At 66.9% G+C, this 14,805-nt stretch carries 14 protein-coding genes, 1 tRNA gene and 1 pseudogene; 9 read left to right on the top strand and 7 right to left on the bottom strand.

Going from position 1 to position 14,805, the window contains the following annotated elements:
- Positions 1-6 precede the first annotated feature (6 nt).
- Genes AAEX57_RS12935 through der form a run of 5 tightly spaced genes read left to right on the top strand, consistent with a single transcriptional unit; the run spans position 7 to position 4,050 of the window.
- Positions 7-195: a ubiquitin-like protein Pup gene (locus AAEX57_RS12935; RefSeq protein ID WP_342092765.1), complete on the top strand. Its 189-nt coding sequence runs from the start codon at positions 7-9 to the stop codon at positions 193-195.
- Positions 192-1,271, top strand: coding sequence for a prephenate dehydrogenase (locus AAEX57_RS12930; RefSeq protein WP_342092766.1), 1,080 nt, complete (start codon positions 192-194; stop codon positions 1,269-1,271). Before AAEX57_RS12935 ends, AAEX57_RS12930 begins: the two co-directional genes overlap by 4 nt.
- 19 nt (positions 1,272-1,290) lie before the next feature.
- Positions 1,291-1,962 carry a (d)CMP kinase gene (gene cmk / locus AAEX57_RS12925; protein WP_342092767.1) on the top strand — a complete coding sequence of 224 codons (672 nt, stop codon included), beginning with the start codon at positions 1,291-1,293 and terminating at the stop codon, positions 1,960-1,962.
- A 1-nt stretch (position 1,963) separates the two neighbouring features.
- On the top strand, positions 1,964-2,656 hold the full coding sequence (locus AAEX57_RS12920) for a lysophospholipid acyltransferase family protein (protein ID WP_342092768.1): 693 nt from the start codon (positions 1,964-1,966) through the stop codon (positions 2,654-2,656).
- 11 nt (positions 2,657-2,667) lie between these two features.
- Positions 2,668-4,050: a ribosome biogenesis GTPase Der gene (gene der / locus AAEX57_RS12915; protein WP_342092769.1), complete on the top strand. Its 1,383-nt coding sequence runs from the start codon at positions 2,668-2,670 to the stop codon at positions 4,048-4,050.
- Positions 4,051-4,155: 105 nt separating this feature from the next.
- Here the strand turns inward: der and AAEX57_RS12910 are convergent, their stop codons facing one another.
- Together AAEX57_RS12910 and AAEX57_RS12905 are read right to left on the bottom strand one after the other, a co-directional pair.
- Positions 4,156-4,401: an LPXTG cell wall anchor domain-containing protein gene (locus tag AAEX57_RS12910; RefSeq protein ID WP_342092770.1), complete on the bottom strand. Its 246-nt coding sequence runs from the start codon at positions 4,399-4,401 to the stop codon at positions 4,156-4,158.
- 10 nt (positions 4,402-4,411) lie between these two features.
- Positions 4,412-6,139 carry a sodium:solute symporter family protein gene (locus AAEX57_RS12905; protein WP_342092771.1) on the bottom strand — a complete coding sequence of 576 codons (1,728 nt, stop codon included), beginning with the start codon at positions 6,137-6,139 and terminating at the stop codon, positions 4,412-4,414.
- A 157-nt stretch (positions 6,140-6,296) separates the two neighbouring features.
- Between AAEX57_RS12905 and AAEX57_RS12900 the strand changes: the two genes are divergently transcribed.
- Positions 6,297-6,370 (top strand) — tRNA-Pro (locus tag AAEX57_RS12900).
- 887 nt (positions 6,371-7,257) lie between these two features.
- Here the strand turns inward: AAEX57_RS12900 and AAEX57_RS12895 are convergent.
- Positions 7,258-7,848 (bottom strand): TetR/AcrR family transcriptional regulator, encoded by a 591-nt coding sequence (locus AAEX57_RS12895; RefSeq protein ID WP_342092772.1) that lies wholly within the window; start codon positions 7,846-7,848, stop codon positions 7,258-7,260.
- A gap of 150 nt (positions 7,849-7,998) precedes the next feature.
- Here AAEX57_RS12895 and AAEX57_RS12890 point away from each other — a divergent pair, with 150 nt between their 5' ends.
- From AAEX57_RS12890 to AAEX57_RS12880, 3 genes and pseudogenes are all read left to right on the top strand, one after another.
- Positions 7,999-8,952, top strand: coding sequence for an alpha/beta fold hydrolase (locus AAEX57_RS12890; RefSeq protein WP_342092773.1), 954 nt, complete (start codon positions 7,999-8,001; stop codon positions 8,950-8,952).
- Positions 8,949-9,877: pseudogene (locus AAEX57_RS16255) on the top strand (serine hydrolase domain-containing protein). Before AAEX57_RS12890 ends, AAEX57_RS16255 begins: the two are co-directional and overlap by 4 nt.
- Positions 9,878-10,396: 519 nt before the next feature.
- Positions 10,397-10,600: a helix-turn-helix domain-containing protein gene (locus tag AAEX57_RS12880; protein WP_342092774.1), complete on the top strand. Its 204-nt coding sequence runs from the start codon at positions 10,397-10,399 to the stop codon at positions 10,598-10,600.
- A gap of 183 nt (positions 10,601-10,783) precedes the next feature.
- On the opposite strand, the gene AAEX57_RS12875 is transcribed toward AAEX57_RS12880, so the two are convergent.
- The 4 genes from AAEX57_RS12875 to AAEX57_RS12860 form a co-directional block, all read right to left on the bottom strand.
- Complete coding sequence (locus tag AAEX57_RS12875; protein WP_342092775.1) at positions 10,784-11,545, bottom strand: MerR family transcriptional regulator; 762 nt, start codon at positions 11,543-11,545, stop codon at positions 10,784-10,786.
- Entirely contained in the window at positions 11,539-12,741 is a 1,203-nt protein-coding gene (locus AAEX57_RS12870; protein ID WP_342092776.1) for an MFS transporter, read from the bottom strand. The genes AAEX57_RS12875 and AAEX57_RS12870 overlap by 7 nt, the downstream gene beginning before the upstream one ends.
- 430 nt (positions 12,742-13,171) lie before the next feature.
- A complete protein-coding gene (locus AAEX57_RS12865) occupies positions 13,172-13,327 on the bottom strand; it encodes a hypothetical protein (RefSeq protein WP_342092777.1) in 156 nt (51 codons plus the stop codon).
- Positions 13,328-13,528: 201 nt separating this feature from the next.
- Positions 13,529-14,749, bottom strand: coding sequence for an MFS transporter (locus AAEX57_RS12860; RefSeq protein WP_342097790.1), 1,221 nt, complete (start codon positions 14,747-14,749; stop codon positions 13,529-13,531).
- Positions 14,750-14,805: the final 56 nt, after the last annotated feature.

Raw genomic sequence — 14,805 nt, 5'->3', positions numbered from 1 at the left:
CGTGACGTGAGCGAGCAGCAGCGGGTCAACCGCACCCGCACCAGCCACGAGCAGGACGAACAGGTGGAGCTGCCGCAGGCCAGCACCACCGGCTCCGACGAGGGTTTCGACGCCCTGCTCGACGAGATCGACGGGCTGCTGGAGAACAACGCCGCCGAGTATGTCCGCAGCTTCGTGCAGAAGGGCGGGCAGTGAGCGAGGCTTCCGCCACGGGGGAGCTGGGCCCCGTGGTGGTGGTTGGTGCCGGACTGATCGGTTCCTCGATCGGGATGGCCCTGACCCGGGCTGGCGAGCGGGTCCACCTGGTTGATGCCTCCAACATCCATGCCGTCGTCGCGGCCGGGCTCGGTGCCGGGTTGATCGAATTTCCCCAGACGGAGTCGATCCGGCTGGTGGTGGTGGCCACCCCGCCCTCGGCCGTGGTGCAGGAGGTGCTGGAGTCGCTGGAGCTCTCCCCGGCGGCAGTGGTCACTGACGTCGCCTCGGTGAAGGGACGGGTGCTGGCGGACCTGACCGACAGTGGCGCCGACTTGTCCCGCTATGTCGGATCGCATCCGATGGCGGGTTCGCAGCACGCCGGACCGCTGACCGCCAGCGCGGATCTGTTCGTGGATCGCACCTGGGTGGTGTGCCCCCGCCCGGAGAACTCGCCGGAGCACGTCCAGCGGGTGCGTGACCTGGCGACGCTGTGTGGCGCCCGGATCGTGGAGATGGATGCCACCGACCATGATGAGGCGGTGGCGCAGGTCAGCCACCTGCCGCAGCTGATGAGCACCCTGACCGCGCAGCAACTGCGTGGCGTCGATCCGACCCATCTGCAACTCGCCGGGCAGGGCATCCGTGATGTCACCCGGATCGCGGGCAGCGACCCGGTGATGTGGCGCCAGATCCTCACCGCCAATGCCGGTGCGGTCCGGCTGGAGCTGGAGCGGGTCCGCAAGGGGCTGGACGAGCTCTTCGAGGTGCTGGACGAGCCTGAGGCGCTGGAGGCCTTCATGGCCCGCGGGCGCACCGCGGTGAAGTTGCTGCCCGGAAAGCACGGTGCGCATCCGACGGACTGGGAGGCCGTCGTGGTGGAGATCCCCGATGCCCCCGGCGCCCTGGCACGGCTCTTCGTTGACATCGGTGAGGAGGGCGTCAACGTCGAGGACCTGTCGATCGAACACGACGACGCCCGCGAGGTCGGCTTCCTCTCCGTGGAGGTGAGCCCCGACCACGCCACCCGGCTGCGCGATGCGATGCGCACCAAGGGTTGGTCGCTGCGCGCATGAGCCCCGGTACCCTGTTGGGGTGAACGACAGCCTGCTCATCGCCATCGACGGACCCAGCGGATCCGGCAAGTCCAGCACCTCTCGCGGGGTGGCCCAGCGCCTCGGTCTGGCCTACCTCGACACGGGGTCGCTCTACCGGGCAGCGGCGATCTGCTTCCTGGAATCCGGGCTGGATGCGGCGCAGACCGAGCTGGTCACCGAGCTGGTCACCAGCGCCACCATCGTGCCCGGTACGAACCCGGAGCATCCGTCGACCACGGTCAACGGCCGCGACGTCACCGCCGAGATCCGTGACCCCCGGGTGAGCGAGAAGGTCTCCGTCGTCGCTACCATCCCGGCCGTCCGGGAATGGCTCAATGAGCAGTTCCGCGCCATCATCGATGCGCATCAGCGCCGGATCGTGGTGGAGGGGCGCGACATCACCACCGTCGTCGCCCCCGACGCCGACCTGCGCGTGCTGCTGGTGGCCGACCCGGCAGCGCGGATCGCCCGTCGTCAGGCCGAGCTGGGTGGCGCCGTGAACACCGAGCAGGTCACCGACCAGGTGGTGCGGCGGGACCGCGACGACGCCACCGTCAGCCAGTTCGAGAGGCCCGCCGAGGGCGTCGAGCTGATCGACTCCACCCACCTTGACCTCGGCCAGGTGATCGACACGATCTGCCAGATGGTGCCCGCCGGCAAGCAGGCCTGAGATGGGGGAGCTGGACATCCCCGGCCAGGTCCCCGACCTGTCGGTGTTGCCGCCGCTGCACACCCCGCTGCTGAAGAGCTTTCGCGCCCCGGTGCGGGCCTGCTTCCAGGCCCTCTGGCGGGTGCAGTTGCACCACGCCGATCGCATTCCCGACGGCCGGGCGATCCTGGCCTTCAACCACGTCGGCATCCTCGACGGGCCGTTGGCCGTGGCCGTCTCCCCGGATTCGCAGGCGATGGCCAAGATGGAGCTGTGGCGCTCCAAGCCGCTGGCCGCGGTGCTGGACGGCATCGGCCAGATCCCGATCGACCGGTGGAATCCGGATCCGCGGGCAATCCGGCGGTGTGTGCAGGTGCTGGAGGCCGAGCGCAAGCTGGTGATCTTTCCCGAGAGCCATCGGGGAGCGGGAGATTTTGCCAATTTCAAGCGTGGCGCAGCCTACTTGGCGATGGTCACCGGGGCGCCGGTGGTACCCGTTGCCCTGATCGGCAGCGCGGTAGGCGGGACCGGGCTGCGCTCCTTGCCGAGGCCGCGGCAAGCGGTGCACGTCGTGTACAGTGAGCCAGTTGCTGTGCCGGCCCAGGAGTGGCCGCGCAGAGCCGGTGAGGTCGCCGATCTCACCGAACGGCTGCGCCAGTTGTGCGCGCAGCACGTCCAGCAGGCCCAGCGCGAGGTGGGTCTGGAACTGCCCTGAAGGATCCCGTCATGACCGATGACTTCACCACGCCCGAATTCGACGCCTTCCAGGCGGAGATCGACGAATCCACCGCCATCAAGCCCGTGCTGGCCGTGGTCGGACGCCCCAATGTGGGCAAGTCCACCCTGGTCAACCGCATCCTGGGCCGGCGCGCCGCCGTCGTGCAGGACACGCCCGGCGTCACCCGTGACCGGGTCAGCTACGACGCCAACTGGAATGGCCGCGAGTTCGTGGTGGTCGACACCGGCGGTTGGGTGAGCGATGCTCGGGGCCTGGCGCACCAGATTGCCGAGCAGGCCGAGCTGGCGATCGGCGCCGCCGACGCCGTGCTCTTCGTCGTCGATGCCCAGGTGGGCACCACCGACGAGGACGAGGCCGTCGTGCAGGTGCTGCGGCGCAGCAAGAAGCCCGTCGTGCTGGCCGCCAACAAGGTGGACGACCAGCGCACCGAGGCCGAGGCGGCCTCCATGTGGAACCTGGGTCTGGGGCAGCCGTGGGCCATCTCCGCCATTCACGGCCGCGGCACCGGCGACCTGCTGGATGCCGTGCTCGAGGTGCTGCCCGAGGCACCCAAGGAGCAGTACCGCGAGGTGGGCGGTCCCCGCCGGGTGGCGATCGTCGGCAAGCCCAATGTGGGCAAGAGTTCCCTGCTGAACAAGCTCTCCGGCCAGCAGCGCGCCGTGGTCAGCGACATGTCCGGCACCACCGTTGACCCCGTCGACGAGCTGTGCGAGGTGGGCGGCCAGCTGTACCGGCTGATCGACACCGCCGGCATCCGCAAGCGGGTCAAGGAGGCCAGCGGCCACGAGTACTACGCGTCGCTGCGCACCCAGGGTGCGATCGAGCGGGCCGAGGTCTGCGTGGTGGTGATCGACGCGTCGGAGCCGCTGAGCGAGCAGGACCTGCGCATCCTGTCCAATGTGGAGGACACCGGCAAGGCGCTGGTGATCGCCTTCAACAAGTGGGACCTGACCGACGAGGAACGCCGCCGCTACCTGGATCGTGAGATCGAGCGGGATCTGGTGGCCTTCACGTGGGCGCCGACGGTGAACATCTCCGCTCTGACCGGGCGCAATGTGGACAAGCTGAGCAAGGCGATCGAGGAGGCCCTGGAGGGCTGGGAGACCCGGATCTCCACCGGCAAGCTCAACGCCTTCCTTGGCCGGGTCGCCTCCGCCCATCCGCATCCGCTGCGCGGTGGCAAGCAGCCGCGCATCTTGTTCGGCACGCAGGCGCAGAACTGCCCGCCCACTTTCGTGCTGTTCACCTCCGGGCTGCTCGACCAGGGCTACCAGCGCTTCGTCGAGCGCCGGCTGCGTGAGGACTTCGGCTTCACCGGCTCCCCGGTGCACGTCGAGGTGCGGGCCCGGGAGAAGCGCGGCAAGAAGTAGCTCGCTGGCCCTACGCCAGCTGAGACCCAATCTTCGTCGGCTGAGCCTGTCGAAGCCAGTGGCCGTCACCCGCAAGATCGGGGTGACGGCCACTGGCCCTTTTCGTCAGTCGACGTGCACCTCACGCAGCTTGAGCGGGGTCATCCTGGCGCGCAGCAGGAAGAGCCCGCCGCTGACCAACAGCACGATGCCCGCGATGAGGTTGGCATTGACGCCACCGGTCTTGGCGAGTTCCGGATCGGCAAACAGGCCCATCGCTGTGAGGATCAGACCGATGATCGCCAGCATGGCACCGATCAGGGCGCGGATGTCCAGCGGCTTGATCGTGCGGGTGGATGGTGTGGTGTTCATGCTCAGCTCCTCAGAAGATGCAATTCAGGATGATGACCATCGCCATCGCCAGGCAGGCCAGCGGGATGGTCCGGCTGTACCAGGGCTTGCCCTGCTCCTCGGCGTCGGAGAGATCGGCCTTCGGGGTCTCGGAGTAGACGAAGCCGCGCAACTGTTCGCGAGGCTTGGGCGTGGTGAACAGTGAAACGACGACGCTGACCAGCAGGTCCATCACGAAGCCGGCGCTGGCGGCGACGAAGGCCAGGCCCTGACCCGGCAGTGAATACCAGTTCAGGCCGATCTCCGGGTTGCCGCCCAGCCAGACCAGGATGGCCGACAGGGTGCCGGTGATCAGGCCCACCCAGCCGGCCGTCGGGGTGCTGCGTCGCCAGAACATGCCCAGGATGAAGGTGGCGAACAGGGGAGCGTTGAAGAAGCCGAACAGGGTCTGCAGGTAGTCCATGATGTTGCTGAACTGCCCGGCGATCATCGCGGTGAAGATGGCCGTGACCACGGCGATCGCGGTGGCGATCCGTCCCACCGCGACGTAGTAGTCGTCGCTGCGGCCCTTCTTGATGTAGGTGCCCCAGATGTCCACGCTGAAGACCGTGTTGAAGGCGGAGACATTCGCGGCCATGCCGGCCATGAAGGCGGCGAGGAGGCCGGTGATGGCCAGGCCCAGCAGGCCATTGGGCAGCAGGTCTCGCATCAGCAACAGGAGGGCGTCGTTGTAGGTGACCCCGCTGCCCGCGGCGCCGCCCGCCGGGTGTCCACCGCCCTTGAGCTGGGCGATCTCGGGCACCAGAACGGCGGCCAGCATGCCCGGCAGGATGGTGATGGCCGGAACCAGCATCTTGGGGAAGGAGCCGATGATCGGCGTCTTGCGGGCCGCCGAGAGCGATTCCGAGGCCATGGCGCGCTGCACCTCGACGAAGTTGGTGGTCCAGTAGCCGAAGGAGAGCACGAAGCCCAGCCCGAAGACGATGCCGATCACACTCAGCGACGAGCTGTTGAAGCCGGACAGGGCCTGCCCGGGCCAGGAGTTGAGCTGCTGGGCGGCGCTGGGAACCTGGGCGCTGGCGGGCGCATGCGCGGCTCCCTGGGCGATCTGCGCCTTGAGCCCACCCCAGCCACCGACGCGGTGCAGACCGAGCATCACCAGCGGCAGCAGGGAGGCGACGATCACGAAGAATTGCAGCACCTCGTTGTAGATGGCCGCGCTCAGGCCGCCCATGGTGATGTAGGCCAGCACGACGAAGGCCGCCACCACCAGGGCCACCCACATCGGCCAGCCCAGCAGGGCGTGCACGATGGAACCAAGCAGGTACAGGTTGATGCCGGCGATCAACAATTGCGCCAGGGCGAAGGAGATGGCATTGACCAGATGGGCGCCGGGGCCGAAGCGGCGCAGCATGAACTCGGGAACCGAGCGCACCTTGGAGCCGTAGTAGAAGGGCATCATCACGACGCCGAGGAAGATCATGGCCGGGACGGCGCCGATCCAGAAGTAGTGCACCGTCGGGATGCCGATCTGGGCGGCGGTGGCAGACATGCCCATGATCTCCACCGCACCGAGGTTGGCGGAGACGAAGGCGAGACCGGTCACCCAGGCGGGCAGGGAACGGCCGGACTGGAAGTAGTCAGCGGCGTCGGCAACCTGGCGCTTGGCCAGCCACCCCACGCCCAGGACGAAGACGAAGTAGACCACCAGGATCAGGTAGTCGACGGCCTTCGCGTCGATCAGTGTTTCCAGCAGCATCGCTGTACCTTTCGAGTCGGATCATGCCGGCTGTGCGCGGCCCGGCAATGGTACGACCACAGTGATGGCGCGTGCAGCCCGGGGGTGATCCACCGGTTGATTGGCGCCTGTGGCGCAGTTCCGGTAGTGTTCTTTGTCGGGTCGGAAACGGCCTGGACGGGCTGTAGCGCAGCTTGGTAGCGCACTTGACTGGGGGTCAAGGGGTCGCAGGTTCAAATCCTGTCAGCCCGACGTCCGAAGGGGCTTGTCAGAGCGAGTTGGCTCTGGCGGGCCCCTTCTTCGTGCCCTATACGTGCCCTATCGACTTTACAGAACTCCCTTCAAGCCTGAATGTGGCACCTGCGTTCCCCCTAAGTGACTAGGCGTTTCTCCTAGGTACCTTGCGCGTGTTTCCCCAGCGGCGTGGCCCGTCAGCGAGATGTTCAGTCAGGCTCTCAGCACTCCTCGGGCGCGACGCCACCTGCGAACGCAAGCGCCGCGGACGCCGCTGCGAATTCGTGTGAGAGCCGGTCTGGTTCTCCGGTCCCGTGCACCAGCAGCGCGTCATCCAGCGCCGTTCGAACTCAGTTCCCAGCGCTTGGGCCGGGGTACTGGCCAGTGTGGCCACGGCGAGGGCTCCAAGCAGCCCGCGCTCCGCCCGGGAGGCCTCCCCAGCGAAGCCGGCGCCGCGAGCCACGAGGACCATCATCGGCAGAAGGCTGGCGATGCTGGCAGCCGCGACCCGTCGGCCGTTGGCTGGATCCGTCACCCGGCCCCACTGACAGCGGTGTGTGGCAGGCGCTGCGTGAGAACGGCGGTGTGCGTGGCAATGCTGGCCGTCACGCCACCGAATGCCAGTGCGACGGCAAAGCGAAGCGGGATCTCTCACGAAAGGACTGGACAAGCTGCACTGCTCGGACTCCCAATCTCGGCGACAGATGATGACGGATTCACGAGACGCCACAGAGGCGCCGTGCCAGCGCGGGCCGATGTAGAACGGTCGGCGGGCCAATATTGTGGACTGCATGGGAACGCCAGGCATCCGCTGGGGGAACAGCGTGCAGCAGAGGTGTGAATTGTTCGACGGCCACATGTCAGGGGATTGATTGCAGGTGCCCGGCCTGGGGCGGGTTGGTGCATCACGCCGACGACTTGGCCGGGGACCTCGACGCAATGTGGCGGTGGATCACGTCGACCGCTTCCTCGTGGCGAATCGCGCCCGCCAGGACACACATCATGAGGCCGTCGCCCAGTGCGGAGAGTTCAAGGCCATCGGCCATGTCGTCCGGGGTGGGGGAACTGTGGCCGCGTGCCCGTGCGCACCGTCGGATCATCTCTGTGTGCCCGCCTTCGGTGGCTTCGCGTACCAGTTCTGCGATGGTCGGGTCTGCCCCCACGTGGGCGACGTAGGCGCACCAGACCGTGGCGGCGACCTTGCTGATCTGGGTTGTGGGGATGGTGTGGACGGCCAGGGCGGTGAGGTCGGCAAGAGCGTCACCGGTGTCGGTGTTCAGGTGTTGTGCCTCCGCGGTGGTGACCAGTTCTCGGCAGCCTTCGTGGACCAGTGCGTCCTTGCTGGGGAAGTAGTGCTGGATGCGGCCGATCGAGATCTGCGCCTCGGCGGCGACGGTTCGCAGGCTCGCCGTAGCGATCCCCTGTTGGTGGATCACCATCCACAGCGCGTAGACGATCTCCCGGCGACGGGCGGCATGGTCGACTATGCGAGGCATGCCGTCATCTTAACGGTATGGATGTCCTGTTACGATTGCGATATGAACGTACTGCGAAAGCACCGGGCGTTCGCTCCAGGGGCTCGGCCCGGATCCGACGGCATCACCATGCCGCCGCGCAAGGGGTCCCGTCGCCGGTGGAGAGCCTTCGTGAAGGCGGCCGCCGCCCTGGGGCTGGCGGTCCTGGTCGCGGTGGGCAGTTCGTTGCGAGCCGCTTCACCGGTAGGGCACTGGCGTTCGGCCCAGGGGCAGGACGCGTATCTGGCGTCGTACCGGGCCGCGTTCGCCGAGCTGCCTCGGCCCGCGGCAACCCTCGACCTGCGCACGAGCTCTGGCGTCGTGCGCGTCTATCGCTTCGCCACCACGCGGTCGGCCTCCGCGCCGGCGGTGGCTCCGCTGGTGCTGCTCCCGGGGACACGTTCGGCCACACCGGTGTGGGCGGACAACATGGACGACCTGCTGGTGATCGCGGACGTCTACAGTGTGGAACTGCTGGGCGAGCCGGGCATGAGCGTGCAGGAGCGCCCGATCACCTCCGCCGCTGACGAGGCGCGCTGGCTGCACGAAGTGCTTGCCCAGTTGCCGGAGAAGTCGCTCAACCTGGTCGGACTGTCGATCGGTGGCTGGACCGCGGTCAATCTGGCCCTGCACCATCCCGAGAAGGTCAACTCTCTGACCTTGATCGACCCGATCAACGTCTTTGGCGCGATCCCCTGGGGAACCGCTCTGCGATCCCTGCCCGCGGCGGCCTCGTGGCTCCCGAAGTCCTGGCGTGACGGGTTCAACTCCTTCACGGCCAACGGTGCCCCCGTGGAAGACGTCCCGGTGGCGGACATGATCGAACTCGGCATGCGCCACTACGCCCTCAAGAAACCCCAGCCGGGGATGGTCACCCCGGAACAGCTCGAGAGCCTGTCCATGCCCGTCCTCGCACTCGTGGCGGGCAAGTCGGTCATGCATGACGACCAGGCCGATGAGGTGGCTGCGCGACATCTGCGCCAAGGTACTGTTCGGCTGTATCCGGAGGCCTCGCATGCACTCAACGGGGAGGTTCCCGAGCAGATCGCCAAGGACATGACCGACTTCTTGGCGGACATCCGATGAGGCGCCTGGTCGTGACGCTCCTGGCGGGCCTCGTCTGCGCCGTCGCCATCCCTGCTCCGCATGGTCTGGCCGACGCGCAGGTCGCGGTGGGGGAGGCCTTCATTCGCGATGCCGGTCGTGCGGGGGTTCCTGGGGGAGCCCTGGCCCGGATCGAGAACGGGGCGGTGGTCGAAACGGTGAGCTTCGGCGACACGGCGGCCGACTCACGCTTCCTGTGGGGGTCGGTCTCCAAACCCGTGGCCGCTCGGGTCGTGCGTCCCCTTGTTGCCGAAGGACGCTTGACGACTGCAGACCTGGCTTCCGAGCACGTCGCTGGTGCGCCCCAAGTCACCGTTCGGAACCTGCTCTACCACACGGCGGGCCTCTCCTTCGGTGCGGACCATCTGGACGTGGACCGACCAGACGCAACGGCTCGCGAACTCGTCGCCGCTGTGCAGGAACCGTCAACACGCGACAGGGAGTACTCCTATTCCAGTTGGGATATGTGGTGGTGCAGGCGGTCGTCGAGGCAACATCCGGCGGGAGCTATGACAAGGCCTTGCGGGACACATTTCCTGGCACGACGATTCACGCGAATGTCACCGAATGCGGACGGACTACTCCGGGTCGCCACTTCATCGGTTCGAAGGCGGTGATCTGGGAGGCCGGCTTCGACGCTGCTGGTGGCGCTTACGGTTACACGTGCGGAACGATCGGGGATCTGGCGGCCTTCGCCGTCGACCACCTCCAGGACCCCGAGGTGGGTCGAGTGGTCGACACCGGCCATCCCGGTCAGGGTTACGCGTCGGGATGGCGCGTGACGACCGAGAATGACAAGCGCGCGACCCATTGGCACACGGGAACGGTTCCAGGGTACTTCTCTGCCATCCATCTCGACCCAGCCTCGGGCGACGGCGTCGTCATCCTGATGAATGCGTCCAGCTAATTGCACGAGAGCCAACTGGCACAGGTGACGCGCGCCGCATACGACCGCACCATGGGTCGAGAACCAGTAGCTCGCATCCCAGGCGCCGCGGCTGCCTCGTGGATCCCGGCATCCCTTGTGGGGGTGGCGATGTTGGTGCTGGGGATCGGGATCCGCTGGAGCCCCCGAACCAGTGTGGATGTCATCGTATGGGCGGTCTTGGGCACCATGGTGGTCGGCGCTTTCGTGGCCGCACCACGATTGCTGGGCGTTCCTCCCCGATACTTCTGGCTCTGGGAGCCGAGCGTGGTCCTCGCTGCCAGCACGGTGCTGGCAGCACTGATCACGGTTCTGGGACTCTCACTGCATCGCCGCTCAGTCAGCCGACGACCTGAATCATAGGAAGGCCTTACGGGGCCAGTGCGTAGGAGTCGGTTTCTGCGGGACGCCTCCCTCGAGATCTTTGCCATCGCCCCGGTGCGCGTGAGCGCTGTCATGCCGAAAGTGGTGCTTTTCGCCGGAGGCTCTTGAACGCCACTGATGAAGACTGTGATCGGTTCGGATGCTCGAGGGCACATCCTCGATGAATTGGCGCGTCTCGCTCGGGAGCGTCAGGATCTGGCCTCAGCAGAGGTCATCGCAGTGCGGCGAGCGCGAACCGAGGGATTCTCCTGGGCAGAGATCGGCGCTGTGCTCGGGGTCACGAAGCAGGCGATGCACCGCAAGTACGGCAAAGCGACCTGAACCCTCCAATCTGCCGCTGGTCTCGCCCAAGGAGTTGACACCGATCGCTCGGACAAATCTGGTGGTCGTGAGCCGGGGGTCCTCTGCAAGGGATTCGCCATGTAGCCGATGATCGGACGCTGCCCGGATCTTCAGTGCGGTCCGGGTGCGCGCAAGGAAAGACCGGGCATGTTTGGGTCGGCGTCAGTCAGCCATCTCGTAGCCTGCGTCCCGCAGCAGTTCATCGACCTGGCGGGTGAGCCGACGCCATGCGGGCGATCTCTGGGTACTGTGCAGGTCGATGAGCTGGTAGGGGGTGGTGTCCAAGTCGGACCACCAGTCCTCACCGGGGCGGTCGACGGGGTGGTGCGCTGTCGTGATTGCCACACAACGTTTGGCCAGGTCTTCGATACGTGGATCATCGGGGTTCCAGTCGTGCGCATCCGCCCACAGCCGATAGACCGCTTCAGCCTCGGGATCGTTCAGGGCCTCGGTCTGTGACCGCATCCAGTCCTCGCAGTGGTCTGGGTAGATCACCGAGATCAGCACCGCGGCCTCCCTCTGGATGTCCATGAAGCCTGGGGGAAGTCCCCACTGAGCCATCCGCGTCAGCAAGCGTTGAGCCTGAGGGCCCAGCACACCTGCATCTGGATCGGTCGTTCGCGTCAGCCGCGCCCGGTGGGTCTCCAGCTCACGGATCTGAATCGCGAGCAGGGTGTCGACGTCGCGGATCGCCCGGGCGAACTCCGCCGGTCCGGCCTCGAGCAGCTCGCCGACTCGCGTGAGTGGTACTCCCGCGGCCGCCAAACCGCGGATCCGCACCAAATTGATCACCGCGTCGGTGCCGTATCGGCGGTAGCCGGATGCGTCGCGCTCGGGTTCGGGCAGCAGACCGATCTGGTGGTAGTGCCGAACCGTGCGTACGCTGACGCCGACATGGGCGGCGAGCTGCGAGATCGTCAGCATCCGACCTTCTCCGGAGGTTCCACGAAGTCCCGCAGGTTCGTGGAGACAACGCCGTACACGGCGGCCGGGGCCCAGACGACCAGCAGCGCCCACACCCCGACCTGCAGGGGCCAGCGGCTGAGCAGCAGCGCGATCATCCCCAGCCCCAGCGGCGCGGCCACCAACGCCAGCGCGTTCAGCAAGCCGAATACCCGGCCCCGTTGCGCGTCGGGCACGTTCTCAGTCAGGCCCACGGTGAAGATCGGCCCCATGAGGCCGCCCGCAAGGCCGATGAATCCCATTCCGGCGGCCACTGTCCAGAACCCCTCGAGGGTGGCGATCAGGCCGAATGACGCGGTGAACAGCGCCAGCGATACCAGCCACGAGCCCCAACGCCAGCGCGTGGCGCCGACCGCGTACAGGATCGAACCGATGATCGAGCCCACGGCATAGATCGAGGAGACCGCGCCGAGGAGCCCTGGGGCATCCATCGCCTGGAAGTGGGCGGGCAAGATGACCGCCAGTAGCGGGGCGAACGGAAGGGCCGACGCGAACGAGAGGAGCAGGACGGCGACGATTCCGGGATTGGCCCTCACCACGGCCAAGCCGGCCAGTGGCGAGTCCTTTGGTGCACCAGCAGCGACGGCGGCAGCGGGACGCAGCGGCATGACCGCTGTCGCGAGGGCGGCAAGCGCTGAGCACCCCGCGGTGATCCAGACCACGCGGATAGGGTCAAGCACGGACATGAGGATACCGGCGAGCGCGGGTCCTGCCAGGAAGGTCACGCCGACGACGCTCTGACGGAGGGCGGCGATGCGGTCGAGCGTCGCGCCTGAGGTCTCAGCGACGTTGGCCATCAGGGTCTCGCGGGCCGTCATGCCGGGGACGTCGAACAGGACGCCGGCGAGTCCGAGCACGACAAACCACGCTACGTCGAGCCCCCAGAGACGATCAACGACAGCCAGAGACGCCACGCTGAGCGCCGATCCACAGTCAGCGGCAACCGCCATGCGTCGGCGGCCGATGCGGTCGATCAGATGCCCACCCACGAGCGCGGCGACAATGGCGGGAATCCCCGTGACCATCGACACGAGCCCGGCGGTCGCTGGGTCACCGGTGCGGGCCACGATCAGCCATGGCAAGACGATCGAGATCGTCGAGTTTCCGAATAGAGACGCACCCTCGGCAAACAGAAACAGCGGCAGGGAGAGCTTCATGTCCCCATCCTCAAAGGTTGACGTCGCGTCAGGGCAAACCCGTCTGTTGCGCTGCCAGGGTGACGATCGGGTCTGCATGACGTTTGGCTGCCCCCTGATCTGTCGCAATTGATCCGGAACCTGCCCCGGCAAGACGCACTATTTTGAGTTCCTATGCCACCGATGTCATCTCTCAAACGAGGGTGTCCAAGTCCAGTTCGTCCCAGCCTGTTGTTGGCAGTGGCTGGATGGTGTCGATCCATTCACGTCGCAGGTAGGGCCATACGGCCTGCACGCCACACGTCAACCCAGCCCAGTCGTCCGCTGACCGTTCGACCGGAGATCGAAAGAGCGTGGGATCCCACTCGGTGCCACCGAGGAAGAAGTCACACCAGACGGCGTAGTCAGTCAGGAGCACGAGATCCCGCGGTGCGCGGAAGGAGATCGTGGCTCACCCTTGGCGCAGCTCGTGTTCGACGCTGAGCAGCATGGACGCGTCCAGCAGCGTCTCCCGGCCATGCCATGCCCACACGGGCGGGTTGCCCTCGCAGTCGATTCCGTGGGCGGCCATCTCCTCAACCATCCGCTGGTACTGCGGCACAACCATTGGGCCGCCGACCCTGTCCCAGTCCCCAACGAGTGTGCCTTCACAGCGGAGCTGGGCGACACGCTCCAGCGGCTGGAAAGACTTCAACAACACCGTGTCCATCTCGCCAATGCTAGGCGGCAGGGCCACGGTCCCGATGCAGACCCCGGTGCTGGTCACCCCTCGCAACTCCGGGATACATCAACGTCCGCACCGCGGGGGTCACTCGGAAGTTCTGCCGGGCACACCGATGGTGCGGATGTGCGGGTTTGCGATGGCGATCACCGCGGTGAGACCGATGGCGCTGAGGAATGGGCTGATTGCCAAGGTCCATGGGCGGCTGGCGAGTGTTCCCGCGAGCAGTGTCGCCGCGGGTGCGAGCGCGAGGGTGAGGAACCCGCTGGCTCCCGCGACGCGTCCTTGGAGTTCGGGCGGTGTGATGGTGAGCTGGTAGGCCTGCACACCGGCCATGCCGGGCGGCAGCGTCAGGCACGCCAGACACAGCAGCGCAATGATGGCGTGGGGCTGCGGCCACACCGCCATGGCAGCGGCGCAGGCGCAGTTGGTCAGGATTCCGCCGATGAACAGGGTTGGTGTCCTGGCCCGGCGCAGCAACCACGGTCCAGCCAGGGCGCCGGCCAGTCCGGCTAGACCGTAAGCCGTCTGCATCCCACCGATGAGGGCATCGGACTGCCCCTGGGCCTTGAACGTGAGCGTGATCAGCGCCAACAGGCCGCCGAACCCGAACGACGCGATCGCGGTCATCCCCACCACGACCCGGATCGGCGGTGTGGCGACGATGAACCGCAGCCCGTCACGCAGGTCACGGCCTGGACGATGCGGCGGCCCGCCGTCGGCCGGGGCGGGTAGGGGTGTTCGGATCCGTCCCACGACCAGGGCGGAGACCAGGTTGAGCAGCGCATCACCGAGCAACGGGAGGGCATGCCCCAACGCGTAGAGCGCGCCAGCAAGACTGGGACCAATCAGGTTCGCGACCGCGGAGCGCGCCTGGTTCAGCGACGCCGCGGGCGCCAGATCCTCGCTCCGCACCAAGGTCGACAGACTCGCCTGCTCGGCCGGACCGAAGAAGGCCCCCAGCACTGCGACAAGGAACGACGCGACAACCAGGTGCAGTGGGTGGAGCACCCCGACCGCGGCGGCCGCAGGCACGGACGCGAGGACCACGGCGAGCAGCAGGGAGGTGTGAACCATGATGCGACGCCTGTCCCACCGGTCGGCCAGGACACCCGCCGGCAGGCTCATCAGGAGGCTGCCGATCGTGCTGGCGGCCATCACGACAGCACCCCACTGGCTGCTGCCGGTCAGATCGACGGTGTAGAGCATCAGAGCCAACGCGGTCATGGCCCCACCAGTGATCTGGCATGTCCGACCCCACAACAAGAGGGTGAAGTCCCGGTTGTGGCTCAGGGTTGACGTCTCCATGACCATCCTTCTTACGATGTATGAATACGTTATTCTTACACCATAAGTTCAAGGAG

It is taken from the genome of Luteococcus sp. H91, from assembly GCF_038433135.1.
Taxonomy (GTDB): Bacteria; Actinomycetota; Actinomycetes; order Propionibacteriales; family Propionibacteriaceae; genus Luteococcus.
This window is presented reverse-complemented; position numbering and strand designations above follow the sequence as displayed.

Bases quoted from the DNA above. Each gene is read 5' to 3' on its own strand.
- AAEX57_RS12920 (WP_342092768.1), top strand. From the start codon at position 1,964: ATGGGGGAGCTGGACATCCCCGGCCAGGTCCCCGACCTGTCGGTGTTG.
- der (WP_342092769.1), top strand. From the start codon at position 2,668: ATGACCGATGACTTCACCACGCCCGAATTCGACGCCTTCCAGGCGGAG.
- AAEX57_RS12910 (WP_342092770.1), bottom strand. From the start codon at position 4,401: ATGAACACCACACCATCCACCCGCACGATCAAGCCGCTGGACATCCGC.
- AAEX57_RS12905 (WP_342092771.1), bottom strand. From the start codon at position 6,139: ATGCTGCTGGAAACACTGATCGACGCGAAGGCCGTCGACTACCTGATC.
- AAEX57_RS12895 (WP_342092772.1), bottom strand. From the start codon at position 7,848: ATGCCTCGCATAGTCGACCATGCCGCCCGTCGCCGGGAGATCGTCTAC.
- AAEX57_RS12880 (WP_342092774.1), top strand. From the start codon at position 10,397: ATGAAGACTGTGATCGGTTCGGATGCTCGAGGGCACATCCTCGATGAA.
- AAEX57_RS12875 (WP_342092775.1), bottom strand. From the start codon at position 11,545: ATGCTGACGATCTCGCAGCTCGCCGCCCATGTCGGCGTCAGCGTACGC.
- AAEX57_RS12870 (WP_342092776.1), bottom strand. From the start codon at position 12,741: ATGAAGCTCTCCCTGCCGCTGTTTCTGTTTGCCGAGGGTGCGTCTCTA.
- AAEX57_RS12865 (WP_342092777.1), bottom strand. From the start codon at position 13,327: ATGGTTGTGCCGCAGTACCAGCGGATGGTTGAGGAGATGGCCGCCCAC.
- AAEX57_RS12860 (WP_342097790.1), bottom strand. From the start codon at position 14,749: ATGGAGACGTCAACCCTGAGCCACAACCGGGACTTCACCCTCTTGTTG.